Annotated in this window: 19 protein-coding genes and 6 tRNA genes; all 25 read right to left on the bottom strand. The window is 30.0% G+C overall.

The window, feature by feature from the left end:
* Nucleotides 1–74: 74 nt before the first annotated feature.
* The 25 genes from spoIIE to spoVG all read right to left on the bottom strand — a co-directional run bounded on the left by spoIIE (nt 75) and on the right by spoVG (nt 21,844).
* Nucleotides 75–2,462 carry a stage II sporulation protein E gene (gene spoIIE / locus CLFE_RS03475; RefSeq protein ID WP_077893395.1) on the bottom strand — a complete coding sequence of 796 codons (2,388 nt, stop codon included), beginning with the start codon at nt 2,460–2,462 and terminating at the stop codon, nt 75–77.
* Between the two features lie 223 nt (nt 2,463–2,685).
* Nucleotides 2,686–2,762, bottom strand: a tRNA-Met gene (locus CLFE_RS03470).
* Between the two features lie 6 nt (nt 2,763–2,768).
* Nucleotides 2,769–2,844 (bottom strand) — tRNA-Met (locus CLFE_RS03465).
* A gap of 104 nt (nt 2,845–2,948) precedes the next feature.
* Nucleotides 2,949–3,024 (bottom strand) — tRNA-Met (locus CLFE_RS03460).
* Between the two features lie 9 nt (nt 3,025–3,033).
* Nucleotides 3,034–3,123 (bottom strand) — tRNA-Leu (locus CLFE_RS03455).
* Between the two features lie 14 nt (nt 3,124–3,137).
* A tRNA-Met gene (locus tag CLFE_RS03450) sits at nt 3,138–3,213 on the bottom strand.
* Nucleotides 3,214–3,222: 9 nt separating this feature from the next.
* Nucleotides 3,223–3,312 (bottom strand) — tRNA-Leu (locus CLFE_RS03445).
* A gap of 251 nt (nt 3,313–3,563) precedes the next feature.
* Entirely contained in the window at nt 3,564–3,977 is a 414-nt protein-coding gene (locus CLFE_RS03440; RefSeq protein WP_077835493.1) for a S1 domain-containing RNA-binding protein, read from the bottom strand.
* 43 nt (nt 3,978–4,020) lie between these two features.
* Nucleotides 4,021–4,293 (bottom strand): FtsB family cell division protein, encoded by a 273-nt coding sequence (locus CLFE_RS03435; RefSeq protein ID WP_077835492.1) that lies wholly within the window; start codon nt 4,291–4,293, stop codon nt 4,021–4,023.
* A gap of 97 nt (nt 4,294–4,390) precedes the next feature.
* The gene (gene yabQ / locus CLFE_RS03430; RefSeq protein WP_077893394.1) at nt 4,391–4,774 is read right to left on the bottom strand and encodes a spore cortex biosynthesis protein YabQ; all 384 of its coding nucleotides are present in this window, start codon (nt 4,772–4,774) and stop codon (nt 4,391–4,393) included.
* Nucleotides 4,775–4,783: 9 nt separating this feature from the next.
* On the bottom strand, nt 4,784–5,080 hold the full coding sequence (gene yabP, locus CLFE_RS03425) for a sporulation protein YabP (RefSeq protein ID WP_077893393.1): 297 nt from the start codon (nt 5,078–5,080) through the stop codon (nt 4,784–4,786).
* Nucleotides 5,081–5,138: 58 nt separating this feature from the next.
* Nucleotides 5,139–5,393: an RNA-binding S4 domain-containing protein gene (locus CLFE_RS03420; protein ID WP_077835489.1), complete on the bottom strand. Its 255-nt coding sequence runs from the start codon at nt 5,391–5,393 to the stop codon at nt 5,139–5,141.
* An 87-nt stretch (nt 5,394–5,480) separates the two neighbouring features.
* Complete coding sequence (locus CLFE_RS03415) at nt 5,481–5,756, bottom strand: HU family DNA-binding protein (protein WP_010966487.1); 276 nt, start codon at nt 5,754–5,756, stop codon at nt 5,481–5,483.
* Between the two features lie 78 nt (nt 5,757–5,834).
* Nucleotides 5,835–7,298, bottom strand: a complete 1,464-nt coding sequence (gene yabN, locus CLFE_RS03410; RefSeq protein WP_077893413.1) for a bifunctional methyltransferase/pyrophosphohydrolase YabN — start codon at nt 7,296–7,298, stop codon at nt 5,835–5,837.
* A gap of 17 nt (nt 7,299–7,315) precedes the next feature.
* Complete coding sequence (locus CLFE_RS03405) at nt 7,316–8,854, bottom strand: putative polysaccharide biosynthesis protein (RefSeq protein ID WP_077835488.1); 1,539 nt, start codon at nt 8,852–8,854, stop codon at nt 7,316–7,318.
* A 70-nt stretch (nt 8,855–8,924) separates the two neighbouring features.
* The gene (gene spoVT / locus CLFE_RS03400) at nt 8,925–9,476 is read right to left on the bottom strand and encodes a stage V sporulation protein T (protein ID WP_077835487.1); all 552 of its coding nucleotides are present in this window, start codon (nt 9,474–9,476) and stop codon (nt 8,925–8,927) included.
* 216 nt (nt 9,477–9,692) lie between these two features.
* The gene (locus tag CLFE_RS03395; protein WP_077835486.1) at nt 9,693–10,694 is read right to left on the bottom strand and encodes a peptidylprolyl isomerase; all 1,002 of its coding nucleotides are present in this window, start codon (nt 10,692–10,694) and stop codon (nt 9,693–9,695) included.
* Between the two features lie 222 nt (nt 10,695–10,916).
* Nucleotides 10,917–14,432 carry a transcription-repair coupling factor gene (gene mfd / locus CLFE_RS03390; RefSeq protein WP_077835485.1) on the bottom strand — a complete coding sequence of 1,172 codons (3,516 nt, stop codon included), beginning with the start codon at nt 14,430–14,432 and terminating at the stop codon, nt 10,917–10,919.
* 19 nt (nt 14,433–14,451) lie between these two features.
* On the bottom strand, nt 14,452–15,015 hold the full coding sequence (gene pth, locus CLFE_RS03385; protein WP_077835484.1) for an aminoacyl-tRNA hydrolase: 564 nt from the start codon (nt 15,013–15,015) through the stop codon (nt 14,452–14,454).
* 149 nt (nt 15,016–15,164) lie between these two features.
* A complete protein-coding gene (locus CLFE_RS03380; protein ID WP_242951612.1) occupies nt 15,165–16,376 on the bottom strand; it encodes a S1C family serine protease in 1,212 nt (403 codons plus the stop codon).
* Nucleotides 16,377–16,558: 182 nt separating this feature from the next.
* The gene (locus CLFE_RS03375) at nt 16,559–17,986 is read right to left on the bottom strand and encodes a sensor histidine kinase (protein ID WP_077835483.1); all 1,428 of its coding nucleotides are present in this window, start codon (nt 17,984–17,986) and stop codon (nt 16,559–16,561) included.
* Nucleotides 17,987–18,673 (bottom strand): response regulator transcription factor, encoded by a 687-nt coding sequence (locus CLFE_RS03370; protein WP_077835482.1) that lies wholly within the window; start codon nt 18,671–18,673, stop codon nt 17,987–17,989.
* 277 nt (nt 18,674–18,950) lie between these two features.
* Nucleotides 18,951–19,910 (bottom strand): ribose-phosphate diphosphokinase, encoded by a 960-nt coding sequence (locus CLFE_RS03365; RefSeq protein ID WP_077835481.1) that lies wholly within the window; start codon nt 19,908–19,910, stop codon nt 18,951–18,953.
* A 19-nt stretch (nt 19,911–19,929) separates the two neighbouring features.
* On the bottom strand, nt 19,930–21,300 hold the full coding sequence (glmU, locus tag CLFE_RS03360; RefSeq protein WP_077893411.1) for a bifunctional UDP-N-acetylglucosamine diphosphorylase/glucosamine-1-phosphate N-acetyltransferase GlmU: 1,371 nt from the start codon (nt 21,298–21,300) through the stop codon (nt 19,930–19,932).
* Between the two features lie 250 nt (nt 21,301–21,550).
* The gene (gene spoVG, locus CLFE_RS03355; protein ID WP_077835480.1) at nt 21,551–21,844 is read right to left on the bottom strand and encodes a septation regulator SpoVG; all 294 of its coding nucleotides are present in this window, start codon (nt 21,842–21,844) and stop codon (nt 21,551–21,553) included.
* Nucleotide 21,845 lies beyond the last annotated feature (1 nt).

Raw genomic sequence — 21,845 nt, 5'->3', positions numbered from 1 at the left:
AAAACACTCCCATAATATATTTACGCTTTATAATTATATCATATTTTTATAAATACTTTACCTTAATTTGAAAATTAATATAAACTATATACTTTAGATACTATTATGGTTATATCATCCTTAGCCTTACCACCTGAAAGTTCTATGGCCTTTTTCAGTATAGCTTCCCCTAATTCTTTTGGTTTACTACTGTTATTCTTTTTAAGAAAATCTACTACCCAATTCACTTTTCCTGCATTTTCATTATCATAATTAACTATCCCATCACTTATCATTACTATCATATCGCCATTTTGTACCTTCTTATTATTAATCTCCATATCAACCTTATCAAGTACTCCAATAGGAAGGGTTTTTGAATCTACAATTTCTACTTTATCTTTCTTTTTTATAAAGCTTGTAACTCCTCCGACCTTTATAAATTCCGCCTCACCAGAATACAAATCAATGCTGCAGAAATCAACTGTAGAAAATTTCTCATCCTCTTCAAATTTAAGTGTCATTATAGAATTAACCGTGTTTATAGCCATCGTTCTATTTAAATTCGAATCATTAAATTTTTCAATCAAATCTATAACAGCTTTACTTTCTCTTTCTGCTTGTGCTCCATGTCCCATACCATCACTTATTATTATATTGTAATTCCCATCCTTGCCCTTTCCAAAACTATAGCTATCCCCATTTATATCTTCGCCCTCTTTACTCTTTCTTACTACATTTGAAGATATATAATATTTAGGTGTTTCTTCAAAGGTCACTGTACACAAATTAGTATCTGGTGAAATACTACATCCATCATCACCAACACACATAAGTGTTCCTACAGCTTCATTCACTATAGGAAGTATATGCTTAACACATATTTGCCTTCCTCCACAAGCTTCCATCGTAAACTTTACTATATTTCTGTTTTTTTTATCATTTACACACATTATATCCTTGTATGGTATACCGACTTTATTAAGTAATCTTATTATTTTTTCTTCTACTTCCAAGTTAAACTTCAATTCGTTACTAAATTCACTTATTATACCTTCTACCGATGTTCCTATATTCTTTACTTGAGAAGCCATAAATTCTCTTCCGCTGCATACCTGCATCCTCCACATTTCGTTCATTACGTAGTCATTTATTATGGCATCTGTATGTTTTATAAGTTCTTTTCTTTTAACGCACTTTCTTTCTATCTCATCAGGCACTTTATTTATACCTTCCTGAAAATTCTGTATAAGTTCCTCAAAAGCAGCATATGTGTAATATATCTCCCTCTTCCAGCATATAGAGTTCATATTGCACTTGCTGCATACTCTATCGGCTAAATTTTCAACTAATCTGCAACTTTTATTTTTCATTAGAAGCCTATCATTATCAGCAAGATTATTTAAAGTACCTGACATTGTAAATAAAACACCCGAAAAGTTTTTAAGTTCTCTTATAAAAATACACTTCATTTTTTCAATATATCCATTGGTAATATAACTTTGCTTCCTATCCCAATTAAATTCACCTTCCATTTTTTTATATAACTTATTTGGTAAAGCTGCAAAAACAAAACAGGTTATACCTGCTTCAATGATATTAAAATCAACATGATTCTTACAATAAATAATTATTATCAAAAATATAGCAAGATATACTCCTGCACAAATCCATTTTCCGAAATCTTTAAAAACCCCTACTATGAATCCAATAACACCAAATATACCTATATAAATCATTAAATTACTGCTGCTCATGCCTATTATAGTTCCCATAGCTATTCCACCAGCTGCTCCTATAGAACTACCTTCTATATAAGAAATCATAACAACAAATATCATAGCTAATACATTCGTAATAGATACATTGAAAATATTAAGGTTCCTTGTTCCAGAAATAATTAAAGCAATTACTATAGACATACTTATTATTTCTTCATTAGTAAAAAGGTGCTTAGTTTTCATATTATCAACACATATAATAGCATATCTAAGAATATAATATACTGAAGATATTGATGCTATTTCCACACAAGTAAAAATAACAGCTGATTGTATAGATATGTTTTGAACAAACATTTTAAACATAATAAATTCAAAAAATAACAGTATCAATATTGCTATTGATTTTTTTATATCTTCCTTTTCCTTCATAACAATCATTAATAATGTAATAATGATTATAGCAACTTCATACATAGGCGCATCTTTTATTTCACCACTGAGCGATATATATCCAACTAAACTTCCAATAGATGCCGCAAAGGAAGCCTTATCATCTTTTTTACCAATCAAAATACACCCCAAAAAAGCTAGTCCAAATGGAACCATTGAATTTATCATTATAACCCTACTTATAGCAAATGAGGCTATCAAGTAAATTATTAGCTTTATTGCAAGAGATTTTTTTATGTTTTCTACTTTGGTACTTTTTTGTGATTTAGATGCTCTTTCATATGTGAAAACTTCACTATTATATAGCATAATAACATCCCCAATCTATAAAAACATACTATTTACAATAATATGTAAATATTTTCCATATCAGTTTGTCTCCTATTATAACAAATGTATTTAGAAATGTTTGTCAATTATTGGGTTCTTATTTTATTTTTTTTAAGACATTTATCCCTACAATAATATATAAAATTTATTATGCTTTTAGGTAAATAAAAAAGCTTTCACAATAAATGTGAAAGCTTTTGTTTGGTAGCGGAAATAGGACTTGAACCTACGACACTTCGGGTATGAACCGAATGCTCTAGCCAGCTGAGCTATTCCGCCATATTATGGTTGCGGGGACAGGATTTGAACCTATGACCTTCGGGTTATGAGCCCGACGAGCTGCCAGCTGCTCCACCCCGCGATATTTAATTTGTAACTAAAATGTAAACCAAATCAATACAATAGGATTAGCACAGCAAGATTTTAAATTCCATACATTCGCCAGTTCCTCATTTGATATTTAAATGGTTGCGGGGACAGGACTTGAACCTATGACCTTCGGGTTATGAGCCCGACGAGCTACCAACTGCTCCACCCCGCGATATTTAATTGGTGCCGAAGACCGGAATCGAACCGGTACGATGTGATTAGCATCGCAGGATTTTAAGTCCTGTGCGTCTGCCAGTTCCGCCACTTCGGCATTTCATACTTTAATGGTTGCGGGGATAGGACTTGAACCTATGACCTTCGGGTTATGAGCCCGACGAGCTGCCAGCTGCTCCACCCCGCGATATTTAATTGGTGCCGAAGACCGGAATCGAACCGGTACGATGTGATTAGCATCGCAGGATTTTAAGTCCTGTGCGTCTGCCAGTTCCGCCACTTCGGCATGCCACTCATCAGCGACAATATCTATTATATATCATCATATTATTATTGTCAAACATTTTTTTTAAATTATTAAATAAAATTTTATTTTTTTATTTAACTTTATATTTTATCCAATGATAAGTTCTTTATACAGTGGACTTCAAGCCTATTTTATAAGCTTTCGAAGAATTAAACTTTTATTACTTATCCTCTACAATTTTTTCAACAGAAAAATAAAACACGGAATAAACTCCGTGTTTAAACTCATTTTTAATTATGATTTGTATTTTTTTTGTAGCCTCTTGTTCTTGAATCTTGATGTCTCTTTAAATCTTGAAATTTTTCTTCACTATCTTTTAAAAATCTTGTTAGTTTATCTTCAAAATTAACTGTAGTATTTTGAGTGGTTTTCTTTTCCCAGTCAATTTCAATAGGCTTAGCTGATTTTTTATGCTCTATAGCTTGCTTTATTGATAAACTTATTTTTCCATTATCATCTACTGAAAGGACTTTAACTTTAACTTTATCTTTTTCTTTTAGGTGATCATGTATATCTTTAACGAATGAATCAGCCACCTCCGATATATGAACTAACCCTGTTTTTCCATCAACCTCCACAAATGCACCAAAATTAGTAATATTAACAATAGTACCCGTTAAGATACTTCCTGCCTTTAAGGTCATATAAAAAGACTCCTCCTTGATATTTATTGTGTATTATTAAATTTTACTTCTTGTTATCTATTACAGGTATTTCGCCTTGTTTTATAAGACCTAACTTTTCTCTTGCAAGCTTTTCAGTATAACTATCAGTCTTAGATAATTTGATTTCATCCTGTAATTTTTGATTCTCTTTTTTTAGACTATCAATGTTCTTCTGACTTTCTGAAATGTTTTTATTTATCCTATTTATGGTTATTTGCTGTTTAACAAAAATATAGCCCATATTAATCAATACTATAAAAAAAACTATATATTTGATTTTCGAACCCATTTTCATTTTTACGCTCAATTCCCCTTTAAGGTTATAAATTTTATCAAAAACACCTACATCTATATTTTAAAAGCTTTTTGTCTTTTGTTCAAGACATTTATGCTTATTTTTTGTTTAAAAACAAACACTCGAAGACATATATAATAAATTTAAATAATATTCTAACATATTTAAGCAAATAGTAAGTAAATTTCCTTGCAACATTTACAAACATAGGACTTATAAATTTAATATAAAAACATAATCCAAATATTATGAACATATATACATAAGCATTTATGTATGCTTCATTTGTGTATAATAAAAATATAAAAACTAATATAGCATCTAAAATAAGAAATAATATATCTTCTAAAAACATAATAATTTTATTAGGATGTTCAAACCCAAGTAAAACTCTATATAAATCAAATAGTGCAGCTGCTATAACTCCAGCAATAAAATTAGATACAAAAAATATTAATTGTTCATAAATAGATAAAATCATACTTATCCCTTATTTAAACAATCTAGATATTATACTATCTTTTTTGTTCGAAGCCTCACCACCACTGTAAACACAAGCATTTATAGTTCCAGTTATAGCTACATCACCATTTTGAACATCTAATTTATTCATTTTAAGCTCTCTGCCTTTTATTACAAGCGCCCCTAAGTTAGTATTTAGTACTATTTGTTCATCATTAAAATTAACAACTTCACTTACCCCTGTAAGTAAAAGTCTTTTTCTATTTTCTATAGTCATTAAACTTTTTTTACCGCTTTGAGCGTTTAATTCCTTTTTAACTTCCATAAAATTACCTCCTATTCCACTTTCTAATATATATGTGAAATAGAATTATTTTATAACTTTAAATTTCTTCTCCACTTATTACTTCATACATTTTTTTTGCATCTTCTTTAAGTGCATGATTTGTAACATTAACTATTTTAGCCTTAAAAACCTTACTAGCATATTTTATTTCAATGATATCGTCTTCTTCGATATTAGTACCTGGCTTTGCAACTTTACCATTTATAGATACTCTTCCACTTTCACAAGCCTCTTTAGCAACAGTTCTTCTCTTTATTATTCTCGAAACCTTTAGGTATTTATCCAATCTCATATTAATCCTCCGATTAAAATTATAACAAAACTTCAATATAATCTTAAAAATCCCGGTGAATCACCGGGATTTTTAATTTTAAAATAATTACTTATTAACTCTTTCCTTAAATTCTTTTCCTGCTTTGAAAACTGGAACAGTAGAAGCTGGTATTACTATCTCTTCTTTAGATCTAGGATTTCTTCCTTTTCTTTCTGCTCTTTCTCTTGTTTCAAAAGTACCGAAACCTACTAATTGAACTTTTTCATGTTTCTCTAAAGTTTCTTCAACACTTTCTATAAATGCCTTTAATGCAACTTCTGCATCTTTTTTTGTTAATTTACTTTTTTCTGATATACTAGTGATTAATTCAGCCTTATTCACTTTTGTTACCTCCTTAAATTTTAAGAGTATGCTATAACCATATAAGCATATTCTGCATATAATATAAAAATCCTTCTTTTAAAGGACATTTTTATTGAATTTTAGTTTAGCTTCATCCCATAAAGCGTTCATTTCGTCAAAAGACATATTTTCAATTTCAATATTCTTATCCTTAGCCGAAGTCTCTATGTAATAAAAACGTTTAATGAATTTGTCTATAGTATAATTTAATGCAAACTCACCATCAATGTCAAGGAGTCTAGCAATATTTACTACAGAAAAAATTAAATCTCCAACTTCTTCTGTTATTCTATCCCTTTTTATTCCTTTATATACATCTTTTACTTCGCTAATTTCCTCTAACACTTTACCAAATGCCTCTTCAACATTTTTAAAATCAAAACCTATCTTTGCAGCCTTTTTTTGAACTTTTTCAGCTCTTATTAATGCTGGCAAAATTTTTGGTATATGTTTCATTTCTTCGGTATATGATTTTAAGTGTTGTTCTCTTCTTTTTATTTCATCCCATTTTTCTAAAACTGCACTAGAATCTTTTATTTCTTCACTTTTAAAAACATGCGGATGTCTGTCTATCATTTTGTTACAAATTCCTGAAACAATATCATTAATATTAAAGTATCCTTCTTCCTTACCTATTTGGGCGTGGAAAACCACTTGTAAAAGTACATCTCCAAGTTCTTCTACCATCATATCATCATCATTTTTTTCAATTGCTTCAACAGCTTCATAACATTCCTCTATAAGAGATCTTTTAATTGTGCTATGAGTTTGCTCTCTATCCCAAGGGCATCCCTTTTCACCTCTAAGCATCTCTATTATACTTAAAAGGTCATGAAAATCCTTATTATTATTAATATCTTCCGGAACATAGATAGACGTTAAATAATCTATATCACTTTGTCTATCCATCTCGTAAAGTGGAATTTTCCTTATACTTTCCTGACCCTCAATTCCCGCTGCTCTTACAAAATAAATTTCTGTATCATCCTTGTAATATTCTAAAAGTGCCAGTTTTACATCAGATGCTATAAAACTATTATATACTTGAGTTATAACAATTCCAAGTCTCTTATCCAAAATTTGATTTTTAATATCAAAAGCATCTACTATTTTAAGTCCTTTTATAGGATCAATTTTAAGCCCTTCCATTAATGCATCTATGAAGCTTACTGCCGGAATTATATCAATTTCTACACTTTCTTTTTTGCAGAGTTCAATCAATATCTGAACGGATCTTTCAGCAACAAGCGGATGTCCTGGTACAGCATATACTATATCATTAAGCTGTTTTGCTTTATCCACCAAATCATGTGCTATAAAATTATATACTTCATCAAAGCTTTCTCCTGTGTCATATTTATCATCATAGGTAATATATTTTATACCCATTTCATCAAAATAATCAACAACTGGATGTTTTTTAGTTCTAAAAAAAATGTTATGAGAATTTTTAATTGCATCAAGTGTTCCAAGTGTCAATGCATTTTTAGAACCTGGTCCAAGACCCACTACTTTAATCAATACAAATTCCTCTCCTTTCATCTGAAACCCTTAAACCTAGATTTGACTCTACTATAATCAAATACTCCAAATAAAAAGATAAATATAAAATACACTATTATTCCCAATAGAACAGATACTCCAAAACTTAATATCATATTCATTGTCTTAGTATAAATATTCATATACAAAAACATAACACCTATAATCATTAAAACAGATGCATATGCTGGTTTCATTATTATATCATACCATTTTATTTTAAAATTACAAACTATTTTAACTGCAATTATATTTAATACACACGAAACCATATATCCACTAACAGTACCTATAATTGCTCCGTATACATTTAGAAATCCAATAGGAACTAAATAATTATTAATAACAACCTTAACAACACAAGCTAAAAATAAATTTATAACTGGTATTGCATATTTTTTTACGCCTTGCAGAACAGATGTTGTTACTTGAGAAAGTACAATAAACGGTATGCTGATGCTTAAATATTTTAATATATCCGAACCACTTGAATGCCCTGGAAATATAATAGTCATAACCTGATTAGACATGAAAAATAATCCTACAAATGATGGTATTGCAATTATCATTGACATTTTCAGTGCCGACTCTATTTTACTCTTTAATTCATCTTTTCTTTTAAGCACAAATGCTTCCGATATAACTGGCATTAAAGAAGTGCAAAGTGCAATTGATAAAGTAAGTGGTACATTAATAAGTACAAACGCTTTTCCTGTAAGCTGACCATACAATTTAGCTGCTTCACTATAAGTAAAACCTGCCTTAATAAGATTTTGAGGCACAAGTATAGAATCTATAAGACTCATTATGCTACTAACTGTTGACCCTAAAGATATCGGTATTGCTATGTATAATAATTCACTTAGTATTTTATAGTTTTTCGCCGGTTTTACTACTTTAAACTCACTTTTACTCCTAATGTATTTTATGAATAAATATACACCTGCAATACCTGCTCCAAAAACTGCTCCAAAAGCTGCTCCCCCTGCAGAATACTCTATTCCCTTTGGCAAAAGTACATAGGCAAGTCCAACTCCTACCAAAACCCTTCCAACTTGTTCAATAATTTGAGATATCGCCGTTGGTATCATATTCTGCATGCCTTGAAAAAATCCTCTAAATGAGCTCACCAAGGAGATTATAATTGGTGCTAGAGATATGCCAACTAATGAATAGTAAGATTTTTCATTCCAATTAAAAAAGTGAACTAGCTGTTTTGAGAAAATAATTAGGAATACAGTAAAGCCACCACCCATAATTGCCATAAGCAGAATTGCCTTTTTTAGTACTAACAGAATTCCTTCTCTGTCATTTACTGCGTTTCTCTCGGCAACCATTTTTGAAATAGCTACCGGTATTCCCGAAGCTGTTGCTATAAAAAACATATATAGGGGATATGACATTTGATAATATCCTATGCCTTCATCTCCTATAAGCATAATAAGTGGCCATCTAAAAAACATTCCCAATATTTTTGATGCTATACCTGTAATTCCTAATATTAAGGTTCCTTTTATTAAATTTTGCTTTTTCATTAATAATACCTCCAAATTCTCTATAAATATATTAATATTTATAATTCGAAGGTATTATTACTTATTTATTTTATTGTTCCATTTGTTTTCCAAGGAATGATGCAGCTGTTTCTGCCATTTTAGTTTCGAGATCTCCAAATTGAACTCCTTCATCATTTGAAAAAATAACTACGGCTCCTACTGCATCTCCTTCAGCAAGTATAGGGCATATAACTTGTGCTTTGTACTTATCACCTGCATCCTCTCCATCATATACAGGAACGCCCTTGCCCTCTTTAGCTTTATTAAAAGTGCCTCTTTGATCCATTACACCTTCTATTTCATTACTAATACGTTTATCAATATATTCTTTTTTAGCGCCACCACTTACTGCAATTATTCCATCTCTATCACATATTATAACTGTATGACCAATTGATGCATTAAGTGATTCTGCATACTCTTTTGAGAAATCACTCAATTCATTTATTGGAGAATATTTTTTTAAAATTACGCCCCCTTCTCTGTCCGTAAATATTTCTAGTGGATCTCCCTCTCTTATTCTAAGGGTTCTTCTTATTTCCTTTGGTATTACAACCCTCCCCAAGTCATCTATACGTCTAACAATACCTGTTGCCTTCATAATATTATTCCCTCCTAAGTTTATGTAAAATATTTTTACACTTATAGTATCCAACTTATTTTGAAATTTTATGCATATATGTTCATTTATTTTTGCAGAACACAGAAGTAAATAAAAAAATGAGGAAATTTCTTCTTTCACAATGTAAAAACATCTTAATTTTTACTTGTGAAAAATTCAATTTCCTCATTTTTTATTTATACCTTTTTGTTTGCATTACATAAGGTTTTTTTCGTTTTTCTGAATATTAGCTTCGCTTTCCCATTTCTTTAATGTCTTTTGATACAAATTTTTTTGTTTAGTATTTAAAAGCGTTTGCTTAATTTCATCTTTAACACTATTAAAATCTTTAGGCGGATATTGTGTTCTCTTTATACATTTTATTACATGCCATCCAAATTGAGTGTGTACAGGACTACTAACTTCATTATCTTTTAATTTCAAAGCTGCTTTCATAAATGTCTTATCATAATTACTGTCGTTTTCTTGTATATCTCCTAAGTCTCCACCTTTATCTTTAGAACCATCTGTTGATACTGCTTTTGCTACTGCTCCAAAGTCTTCTCCTTTATCAATTCTAGCTTTAGCTTTCTTTGCTTCACTTTCTGTCTTAACTAAAATGTGTGCTAAATGTATTGTATTAGGACTTTGTGTATATGAATTCTTATGAGAATCATAATATTTTTGAGCTTCCTCGTCAGATACCTTAGCATCTTTTACTACTTGTTGTATTAACTTATCGCAAATAGCTCTATTCTTTAACTGCTCTTTAAACTGAGCAACAGTATAACCATATTGTGATAATTGACTCTTAAATTCACTTTCTGTCTTATATTGTTGTTTATATTGATTATATACATCATCTACATTTGTTTTCATCTCGTCTTTAGTCAATGTTATTTTTTTGTCTTTTGCCTTCTTTAAAAATATTTTTTGATCAATAAGGCTCGTAAGTATTTGTTCCTTTTCCTTCTTTAATGCAGAAACTGCTTCTTCATTTTTGTCGTAACTATCTCCATACTGAGTTTTTAGTTGTGCCACAACACCCTTTGATAAATTATCGATATCTCCCCTAGTTATGTTTTGATCTCCATAAATTGTTGCAACTACCTTTGCATTTACAACATCAGGTCTTTTTTCTACCATACTGCATCCTACAGCAGAAAAAGTAAACATACCCACTAAAAGTGCAGTAGCCATTTGTTTTGCGCTTTTCATTTTTATACCCCGCTTCTTATATTTGTTTTTTATAGGTTTCTCGGTTGTATTTTATTATGCATGTACACCAAAGCCTTCATCCATAATTTAAATGCATTACCCATATGCCTACATTTAATTGTAAACTTATTTGTTTAACTTTTATTATTTTCACAAATAAGCTTATAAGCCATTTAAAGTTTTCATTGTTTTATAACTTATAGTTATAATTTTACCATAAATTTAATTTGTTTCAACTAGAGATTTCATATATTTTAAAAATTCTTCTAATTTTTCTAATATTGATTCTCTTTTTACACTCTTTAAATTATATAAAATAATGGGGTTCTCTCCCATTTTAAACAGTATAAATTTACCATAATCTTTAAGCAATCCACTCACCATATTTTTATTAATTCTATTGTTCCCCTCAAATTTAAGTTCAAGTTGATTTATTTTATCCTTTATCTCTAAAATTCCAAGTTCCCTTCCAACACTTCTTAAATAAGCTATTTTCATAAGATTTTCTACAGATTGAGGAATTGATGAGAATCTATCTTCAAGTTCCTCTTTTACATCTATCATCTCATCGTATGAATCAATTGCTGCTATTTTTTTATAAATTGATATTTTTAAAGTCTCATCATCAATATATGAACTTGGTATATATGCATCAACTTTTAAATCTATTGTGGTTTCTACAGGTTCATTTTGCATTTCACCCTTTATCTCTTTTATGGTTTCTTCTAGCATTCTACAATATAAATCATAACCTATTGTGGCCATATGTCCATGCTGAGCAGATCCCATTATATTTCCTGCACCCCTTATTTCAAGATCTCTCATTGCGATTTTAAAACCAGAACCTAATTGAGTGAATTCCTTGATTGCTTTAAGTCTCTTTTCAGCAACCTCTGTTAAAATTTTATCTTTCTTATAAGTAAAATAAGCATAAGCCATTCTATTAGTTCTTCCTACTCTACCCCTAAGTTGATATAACTGAGAAAGACCCATCTTATCAGCATTATATATTATAAGAGTATTTACATTTTGAATATCAATTCCTGTTTCTATTATTGTTGTACATAATAATATATCGTATTTTTCTTCCATAAAATCAATCATAACTTTTTCCAGTTCTCTCTCAGACATTTGACCATGCGCTATTGCAACCTTAGCCTCTGGAATAAGCTTACTTAAATTAGATGCCATTTCTTTTATAGATTCTACTTTATTATATACGAAGAATACTTGACCACCTCTTCCAAGTTCCCTCATTATTGCATCTCTTATCAGCTGATCATTATATTCAACAACATAAGTTTGTACAGGATATCTCTCTTCTGGCGGAGTTTCAATTACACTTATATCTCTAACTCCTGTAAGAGACATGTGGAGAGTTCTTGGTATCGGTGTTGCTGACAATGTTAAAACATCTACATTCTTCTTAAATTGTTTAAGCTTTTCTTTATGTGAAACACCAAATCTTTGTTCCTCATCAATTATAAGAAGTCCCAAATCTTTAAAGTTAATCTCCTTATTTAAAATTCTATGAGTACCTATTATTATATCTACATTTCCTTCTTTTAGAGCTTTAAGCGTTACCTTTTGCTCTGCTTGACTTCTAAATCTACTTATCATATCTACCTTCACAGGAAAGTCTTTAAAACGTTTTTGAAAGTTATTATAATGCTGCTCTGCAAGGATAGTTGTTGGTACAAGAAAAGCTACCTGTTTTCCATCCATTACTGTTTTAAATGCGGCTCTTATAGCAACTTCTGTTTTACCATAACCAACATCACCGCATATAAGTCTATCCATTACTTTTCCGCTTTCCATATCACTCTTTATATCTTCTATAGCAATAAGTTGATCTTGTGTTTCATTATAAGGAAATTCCTCTTCAAATTGTTTCTGCCATACTGTATCCTTAGAATACTTAAAACCGTTAACAGTTGTCCTTACTGCATATAATTTAACAAGCTCCTCAGCTATTTCATTTATTGACTTTCTAACCTTATTTTTAGCCTTAACCCATTCACTGCTTCCAAGCTTATTTACCTTAGGTGTTTTGCCTTCACTTCCTATATATTTCTGAACCAAATCAAGTTGCTCTACAGGAACATATAATTTATCATCAACTGCATATGTCAATTCTAAATAATCCTTTTTATGTCCTTGAACCTCAAGTTGTTTTATTCCTTTAAATACACCTATACCATGATTAACATGTACAATGTAATCGCCCGGTTTAAGTTCTGTAAAGCTCTTAATTTTTCCTACACCTTTTTTATTTTTTCTTTTCTCTTTTTTCTTTTTAGCAGTTCCGAATATTTCCTTGTCAGAAATAACACATAATCTAAACTCAGGATATTTAAATCCTCTAAGTTGACTTCCTGGAGATATAACGATTTCTCCATAATCTACATTAAGAATACTATCTTTGTATACACTTTCAATTCCTCTATCCCTAAGTGTTTCTACAAGTCTTTGACCTTTTGATTTTGTTCCACATAATATTACAGTTCTATACTTCTCCTCTTTTAAAGCTTTTATATCATTAATTAATAAATCCATTTGTCCTTGATAACTTAAAAGAGTAATTTCCTCAAATACGATTCCTTCACTCGAATTATTATTAGAACTTTTTCCTATAGACTCTAAATTTATTCTTTTTTCATTTTTTAAAGTTTCATATATATTATCTTTAGGAACAATTATATTTCCTTGCTTAGGAAGAATATCTCCTCTTTCTAGGAAATTTTCATAATTTTGCTCAAATTCATAATATACACTTTCTATTTTACCTTTGCAGCGTTCATAATTATCTACAAATATAAATGCATTTTTTAGGTAATCAAAAAAACTAGATGTATTATCATAGAAGTAAGGAATAAAAGTATCTATAGTTTCAAAGCCTGATCTTTCTTTTAAAGCCTCAAGATTATATTCCATAGTAGCTTTAAGCTTAGTATAGCTTTCCTCATTACTTCCTTTGAGCCTACTTAAAGAACTTTCAAGCTCACTTTTAATAGCTTCATATCCCTTACTTAAAGCTTCATCTGTAAGTATTATCTCCTTTGCTGGAAATATTTCTATCTTATTTACCTTTTCTATACTTCTTTGAGATTCAGTATTGAAACTTCTTATAGATTCTATTTCATCTCCAAAAAGCTCAACTCTATAAGGCACATCTGATATAGGCGAATATAAATCTATTATTCCTCCCTTTACAGAAAATTGCCCTTTAGCATCTACACTTTCAACATGTTCATATCCACATTGAACTAGCTTTCTTGTAATTTCTTTAGAATCAATCATATCTCCTAACGAAAGTTTAAAAGTATACTCTTTATATAAATCTACAGGTAAATAAACTGCTGCTAAATTTTCAACAGAAGTTACTATTATTTTTTTACCTCTAGACATCATTTTTCTTATAACCTTTAATCTTTCCCACCTTAAGTCTCCAGATATAGCATATATATTATAAAACACTACTTCCTTTGTAGGAATATAATATACATTTTGCGTATAAAACAATAAATCTTCATATATTTTTTTAGCCTCTGAATCGCTATCTGTAATCACTAAAAAAGGGTTGTCTAACTCTTCATACAACCCGCTTATTAAATAACTTTTTCCAGATTCGGAAATTCCCGACAATTCTATAGGAAATTTGTCATTTCTTACTTTATAAATAGCATCTTGAAATTTATTACTACTTTTCAGAGGATGCATAAGCCCATCAAGTCTCATTTTAACACCTCTTAAATTATTATAACTTTAAGCCGTTAAATTTATTCATAGCATTTTCTACACTACTAGCCACCATACATTCAACCGCCTCTGTTACTATATTTAGAACATCTTCTATTTTGTCTCTTTCGTCATTACTAAACTTTCCTAATACATAATTCACAAGATCTCCTACGGGTTCTCCAACTCCTACTTTTATCCTAGGAAACTCATCAGAAGCTAAATGTAATACTATATTTTTTATTCCATTATGACCTCCAGCACTTCCCTTTGTTCTTATTCTTATTTTCCCTACATCAAGACTTATATCATCATATATTACAATGATATTCTCTTTGCTTATCTTGTAAAAATTCGCTGCCTCAATCACGCTTTCACCACTTAAATTCATATATGTATACGGTTTAAGTAAGATAACTTTTTCACCATTTATATCTCCTTTTCCATACAATCCTTTAAAACCTTTTTTATCTAAACTTATATTATACTTTACACTAATATTTTCAATGGAATCAAACCCCATATTATGCCTTGTATGTTCATACTTTACACCTGGGTTACCAAGTCCTACTATTAAAAACAATTATTATCACTGCTTTCTTTAAATTTTCAATACTTATATTATGAAGATAATAAAAAAAACTGTCAACAATTAATTTATAATTTAAAGCTTATATACAAAACTTTAAATTATAAATTAAAAGTGACATATATATACTAATTAACTTTTTATTAATCTTCCCTACTTATATTTTCGGTTACTAATATTTGAAGTTTAATTATTTTACCATTTCTGTTAATTACACACCATACTTTATTTCCTATTTTATCGCCACTGATTGAATTACCTATATCATCCGCTGAACATATTCTTTGCCCATTCAATTCTAATATTATATCATTGGGTTTTATTCCAGCCTTAGCCGCTCCACTCTCTGGAATTACCTTTTTAACATAAACACCTTTTGCAAAATCTTCTTGATTTAACCTTACATTTCTACCAATTATACCAACAAAAGGTTTTGTGACTTTTCCATTCTTCATTATTTGATTTACTATATCTTTTGCTTGATTTATAGATATTGCAAAACCTGTTCCCTCAGCATTGTACTCAGAACTAATCTTAAAACTATTTATTCCTATAACTTCACCTTTTTGATTACACAAGGCTCCGCCACTATTATCTTGATTTATTGATGCATCCGTTTGTATTACCTTAAATGTTGAAGTTTGACCATTCACATCATTGGTGAATTTCAAATTTCTATCTACTGCACTTATTACACCTGCAGTTACTGCACCAGTTGATTCATCACCTATGGACGTCCCTATAGCAATAGCCAAATCTCCAACTTTAATCTCTGAGGAATTTCCTAATACTGCTACAGGCAAATTACGACTATCTATTTTTATAACTGCTAAATCTGATGCAATATCATATCCTATAAGTTTGGCTTCTATATCTTTTACTTCTTTTACATAGGATAATCTCACCATTATTTTATTGCTCTTATTTATTAAGTGATAATTAGTAACTATATATCCATCAGATTTGAATATTATTCCCGAACTTACAACCTGCCCTTCAGAAGTATTTGGAGCTCCTGCATCTATTATCCCTACTATTGAAGGCGCAACCTCCTTAGAAACTTTATTCACTAAATTTGTAGAGACACCACTACTTCCTATAACAGACTTTTTTTCTTGAACCATAGGAGTATCTCCTTTTTTAGTTAATTCATAATATCTAGTATTCACAATATACGTAGCAGTTATTGCACCGGATAATGCAGAAATTGTTACAAAAGATATAAACTTAAATATTCTGTTTAATCTAAATTTATTCTTGCTTCTAAAATTAATATTTCCCTCGTTCCTTAAAGAACTATCCATATTAACTTCTTTAAAGGACACATCCTTTATTTCATCTTTATTATTGAACAATTAGTGCACCCCCATACACAATTATTTATTGTAGTAGAACATTTCCAGCTCGAATATATTGTAGTTATATTTTTCAGTAGATTTTCCTCCGCTCATCATATTGTTTTCTCTAATATTATATAGTTAATTGTTTAATTAACTGTGAATAAAATGTAATAAATTCGATAAATTGATTTCACGTCCTATTTGACTATTTTCAAGGTAAAGGTAAACTGTACTCCACCTTCCTTTTTATTTTCTACATTTATATCTTGACCATGTTCTGTAAGTATACTTCTCACTATTGGAAGTCCAAGTCCTGTACTCATTTTTGTAGTTCTAGCTTTATCAGATTTATAAAATCTGTCCCAAATATGATTAAAATCTCCTTCAGGGATTTGAGGTCCATTATTATATATTGATATATATGCTTTGTTGTATTTTTCTTTAGTACTTATTTTTATTTCACCATCATTATATACATATTTAACAGCATTATCGATTAAATTAGTAACTACTTGGCTCATCCTATCTTTGTCTGCCATTACATACAATTCATTATTATCAAAACAAACATCTACCTTTAAGTTTTTCTCTTTAATTTTAGTTTCAAATTTAATAACAGTGAACCTTATCATTTCATTTATATTAATTTTTGACAAATTTAATTTTAAATGACCGGCCTCTATAGATGATAGGTCTAGTAAATCATTAACCAATCTAGTAAGCCTATTTATTTCATCATACGTAAGTGATAAATAATATTTTTCTTTTTCTCTCGGAATTACACCGTCAAGCATACCACCTATAAATCCTTTTATTGATGTTATTGGTGAACGTATTTCGTGCGATACATTTGATATAAATTCTCTTCTGTTATTCTCTGCTTTTTCAATAGCATCAGCCATGAAATTGAAAGACTCGCCAAGTTCCCCTATCTCATCATTAGATTCAATTGTAACTCTTTTTTCAACCTCACCCTTAGCTATTTTTCTTGCAACATCATTTATTTTCTTTAATGGACTTATTATTATTCTTTGTGAAAAATAATATATTATAATGCACGCACAAATTATTGCAAGTATAGCTGAAATCCATATTATTTGATATACTCTATTAACAGAATGTTTTACATCTGCTGCTGGAGTAGCTATCATTATAACCCCTTCAAAAGAATTGTTATAAACCATAGGTATTTCATATAGTCTAACAGCTTTCTTGAACACATCACTGTGATCAACAGTCTTTTCTATAGCTTCTTGATTTTTAGAAATTTCATTTAAATCCTTTGTGTTAACCTGTGTCCCAACTAAATAATCATACTTGGGATTGGAAACCGCATAAACATATCCATACATATCCATAACAACTATATCGGCTTTTATATCTGTATTTATATATGCCATAACTTCTTTCAGTGTTTGATTAACTCTTTGTACAGACATATTTCCTTCTATGTATTGAAATGCTACCGCCTGAACATATTTGGCTTCCGTTGTGATTTGACTTCTTTTTTGGGAAAAATAAAAATTTTGAAACCAAAATGATAATACAGCTGAAGTAATAACGAAACTTATTGCAATAATCCCCGTATATGCTGCTATCATTTTTGAGAAAATTCCCTTTCTCATTTATTTCACCTCAAATTTATATCCAACACCCCAAACAGTTTGAATATCCCATCCATTACCTTCATGGAGTTTTTCTCTAAGTCTTTTTACATGAACATCTACCGTTCTTGAATCTCCAGGATAGTCATATCCCCATACTTCACAAAGAAGTTGTTCACGTGTAAAAACTTTATTTTTATTATTAGCAAGATAATAAAGAAGCTCAAATTCTTTTGGTGGCATTTTTACATCTTCATCGTTGTATATTACTGTATATGAACCCATGTCAATTCTCAGACCATTAAAATTTAACACTTGGCTTGATACATTTTCTGAATTAGCTCTTCTTAAAACAGCTTTAACTCTTGCAACTAATTCTTTTGGCTCAAAAGGTTTGACTATGTAATCATCAGCTCCTAGCTCCAAAGTTAAAACCTTATCAAAAGTTTCACCCTTAGCTGTAAGCATTATAACTGGTGTATTATCTGCTTTTCTTATCCATTTTAAAACATCAATACCATCTTCTTGTGGAAGCATTATATCTAGCAGTACAATATCAGGTTTATATTCTACAAACGCACTCTCTGCACTTTTCCCATCATTGGATATTTTTGTAGCATACCCACTACTTTCAAGATATAACTTTATTACTTCACATATATTTTCATCATCATCTACTATTAAAACCTTAGCTAATGAACTGTCCATAATAATCCTCCTATATATTAAATGTAAACCAAACATTTTTATTTTCCTAATGAAACTTAAACTTCAAATCTATATCAAAATTAATTGTATTTATAATATTTTTAAATAATACTTATATATAATAATTTAACACATTTTTTTAACTTAATCACTATTGTTACAAATTGTTAACTAATACATCTTCCCTTTAATACAAGTTATTTTAATAAATTGATTATTATATTATAAAAAAGTGCTTTAAAACTATCTTATAATAGTTTTAAGCACTCTTTTTTATCTATTCTTCTTGAAATATTTTACTTACTGGCATGTCTTCATATATTCTTCTTATAGCCTCAGCAAACAATGGCGCTACTGATAAAACTTTTATCTTATCTATTTTTTTATCTCCTTCAATTGGAATAGTATTTAATATAACTACTTCCTTCAAAGGTGACTTTTCTAATCTTTCTATAGCTGGTCCAGATATAACTCCATGTGTACAACAAGCAGAAACTTCCTTTGCCCCCATCTTGATTAGAGCCTCAGCTGCATTTACAATTGAACCTGCTGTGTCAATCATATCATCCACCAATATAGCCCTCTTGTCTTTTACATCACCAATAATACTCATAACTTCAGAAACGTTCGGTCTAGGTCTTCTTTTATCAATTATAGCTATTGGCGAATGAAGCTTTTCTGCAAATTTTCTAGCTCTCTTAACTCCACCTATATCTGGTGAAACTACTATTATGTCGTCTTTATTTAAATTTTGCTTTTTAAAATATTTAACTAATATAGGTACTCCTTCTAGGTGATCCACAGGTATATCAAAAAAACCTTGTATTTGCGGTGCATGAAGATCCATTGTAAGCACTCTATCTGCACCTGCTGTATGTATTAAATCTGCCATTAATTTTGCCGTAATAGGCTGTCGTGCTTTTGCTTTTCTATCTTGCCTAGCATAAGCGTAATGTGGAATAACAGCAGTTATTCTGCCCGCTGAAGCTCTCTTAAAAGCATCAAGCATAATCAATAGTTCCATTACACTATCATTAACTGGTTCACATAAAGTTTGAATTAAAAATAAATCCGTACCTCTAACTGTCTCATTTATATCAACAGCTGTTTCTCCATTACTAAACTTGCCTACATTTGAGTCACCAACTTTAACTCCGATTATATCGGCTATTTCCTCAGCTAATTTAGGATATGAGTTCCCCGTAAATATCTTTACCTTCTTACCGTGATTTATCATTTATTTTTAGGCCTCCTAATTATTTTAGTAATCCTTTTTTATCAACCCATCCTTCTTTTACTACTTGTTTTGCCCTTGCAATTGCAAGTGATCCTTCTGGCACTGTATTAGTTATAGTTGAACCTGCTGCTATATAAGTATTATCTTCAACTTTTACAGGTGAAACTAAATTGGTATTACATCCTATAAAGGATTTATTTCCTATAACAGTCTTGTGTTTAGCTTTACCATCATAATTTACTACTACTGTACCACATCCGAAATTACAACCTTCGCCAACTTCAGCATCTCCTATATAAGTTAAGTGAGAAACCTTTGTATTATCTCCAATGGTAGACTTCTTTATCTCAACAAAATCTCCAATTCTAGCTTTATTTCCTATTTTACTTTCCGGCCTTATATATGCAAATGGTCCAACTGTCGTATCATCCCCAACAGTACTTTCAAGTATTACTGAACTCTGCACTGTAACATTTTTTCCAATTACACTATCTTGAATTCTTGAATTTGGATAAAGTATGCATCCTGTTTTAATAACAGTCTCTCCTTGAAGAACATTTCCAGGATATATTATGGTATCACTTTCTATAACAACATCAGCACCTATATAAGTACTATCAGAATCAATTAATGTAGTTCCATTTTCCATATGTTTTTCATTTATTCTTCTCTGCATTACTTTACTAACTACAGAAAGTTGAACTCTTGAATTAACACCTAAAATTTCATCAAAAGGAACTGCCATAGCACCTATTTTTAAACCTTCTTCTTTAAAAATACCTATAACATCAGGCAAATAATATTCTCCTTGAGCATTATTATTATCTATTTTATCGAGACTTTTAAGTAAACTTTTTATATCAAAACAATACATTCCTGAATTTATTTCATTAACCTTTAATTCGTCTACTGTGCAGTCTTTATGTTCTACTATTTTCTTTACAGAACTATCTTCATTTCTTATTATTCTTCCATATCCTTCTGGATTATCTATAACAGCTGTAATAATAGATGCTTTGTAATCTCCTTTTTGGTGAAAATCAATTAAATTCTTAACTGTAGCTTCTGTTATTAAAGGAGCATCACCAGTAAAAATAGCTACAACTCCATCTTTACCTTCAAGGAAATCTTTGGCACATTTAACTGCATGTCCTGTACCTAATTGTTCCTCCTGCATAGAATAACTCACATTCTTATTTGATGTAGCTTCCTTTACTAACTCTGCTCCTTTTCCTATAATAACATTAACATTTTCAATTTCTGATTTTCTCATGGTATCTATAACGTGATTTACCATTTCTTTATCACATACCTTATGAAGGACCTTTGGTAAATCTGATTTCATTCTTTTGCCTTTACCTGCTGCTAATATCAAAGCACACTTATACATAATCAAATGCGTTATTCTAAACAATATTTAATAGAGTAACGCTTTTCAACTCCCTTCCTTTTGCATAATTAACTATCTAATTTAAGACACAAATAACCTAAAAGATAGTCATTTAGCCTTATTTTATTATATTTTATTAAAGTTACAATTTCAATATTCTTAATTCATTTTTAGTTTAGTATATATTTCAAATGGGAATTCTATTTATCGTTTACGCAAAATAAAAAGGAGCTAATTAACTCCTTTTTATTTATTCCTCTGTTTCTGTCTCTGTTTTTGTTTCTTCTTCATTTTTTACTTTTTCATATTCTGCCAATATAGCACTTTGAATTTTTTCTCTTGTAGCTGTATTTATTGGATGAGCTATATCCTTAAACTCACCATCTGGTGTCTTCCTACTAGGCATAGCAATAAATAAGCCGTTTTGTCCTTCAATAACTTTTATATCATGAACAACAAATTCATTATCAAAAGTTACTGATACTATAGCTTTCATTTTCCCTTCTGATGTTATTTTCCTTATTCTTACATCTGTAATTTGCATA

This window comes from Clostridium felsineum DSM 794 (genome assembly GCF_002006355.2).
Classification (GTDB): Bacteria; Bacillota; Clostridia; order Clostridiales; family Clostridiaceae; genus Clostridium_S; species Clostridium_S felsineum.
This window is presented reverse-complemented; position numbering and strand designations above follow the sequence as displayed.

Coding starts and splice junctions, on each gene's coding strand:
- spoVG (WP_077835480.1), bottom strand. CDS start 21,844: ATGCAAATTACAGATGTAAGAATAAGGAAAATAACATCAGAAGGGAAA.
- CLFE_RS03440 (WP_077835493.1), bottom strand. CDS start 3,977: ATGACCTTAAAGGCAGGAAGTATCTTAACGGGTACTATTGTTAATATT.
- glmU (WP_077893411.1), bottom strand. CDS start 21,300: ATGTATAAGTGTGCTTTGATATTAGCAGCAGGTAAAGGCAAAAGAATG.
- CLFE_RS03395 (WP_077835486.1), bottom strand. CDS start 10,694: ATGAAAAGCGCAAAACAAATGGCTACTGCACTTTTAGTGGGTATGTTT.
- mfd (WP_077835485.1), bottom strand. CDS start 14,432: ATGAGACTTGATGGGCTTATGCATCCTCTGAAAAGTAGTAATAAATTT.
- CLFE_RS03435 (WP_077835492.1), bottom strand. CDS start 4,293: ATGAAAATGGGTTCGAAAATCAAATATATAGTTTTTTTTATAGTATTG.
- spoVT (WP_077835487.1), bottom strand. CDS start 9,476: ATGAAGGCAACAGGTATTGTTAGACGTATAGATGACTTGGGGAGGGTT.
- yabQ (WP_077893394.1), bottom strand. CDS start 4,774: ATGATTTTATCTATTTATGAACAATTAATATTTTTTGTATCTAATTTT.
- CLFE_RS03405 (WP_077835488.1), bottom strand. CDS start 8,854: ATGAAAAAGCAAAATTTAATAAAAGGAACCTTAATATTAGGAATTACA.
- CLFE_RS03420 (WP_077835489.1), bottom strand. CDS start 5,393: ATGAGATTGGATAAATACCTAAAGGTTTCGAGAATAATAAAGAGAAGA.
- spoIIE (WP_077893395.1), bottom strand. CDS start 2,462: ATGCTATATAATAGTGAAGTTTTCACATATGAAAGAGCATCTAAATCA.
- CLFE_RS03370 (WP_077835482.1), bottom strand. CDS start 18,673: ATGGACAGTTCATTAGCTAAGGTTTTAATAGTAGATGATGATGAAAAT.
- CLFE_RS03375 (WP_077835483.1), bottom strand. CDS start 17,986: ATGAGAAAGGGAATTTTCTCAAAAATGATAGCAGCATATACGGGGATT.
- yabP (WP_077893393.1), bottom strand. CDS start 5,080: ATGGAAGTTAAAAAGGAATTAAACGCTCAAAGCGGTAAAAAAAGTTTA.
- CLFE_RS03365 (WP_077835481.1), bottom strand. CDS start 19,910: ATGATAAATCACGGTAAGAAGGTAAAGATATTTACGGGGAACTCATAT.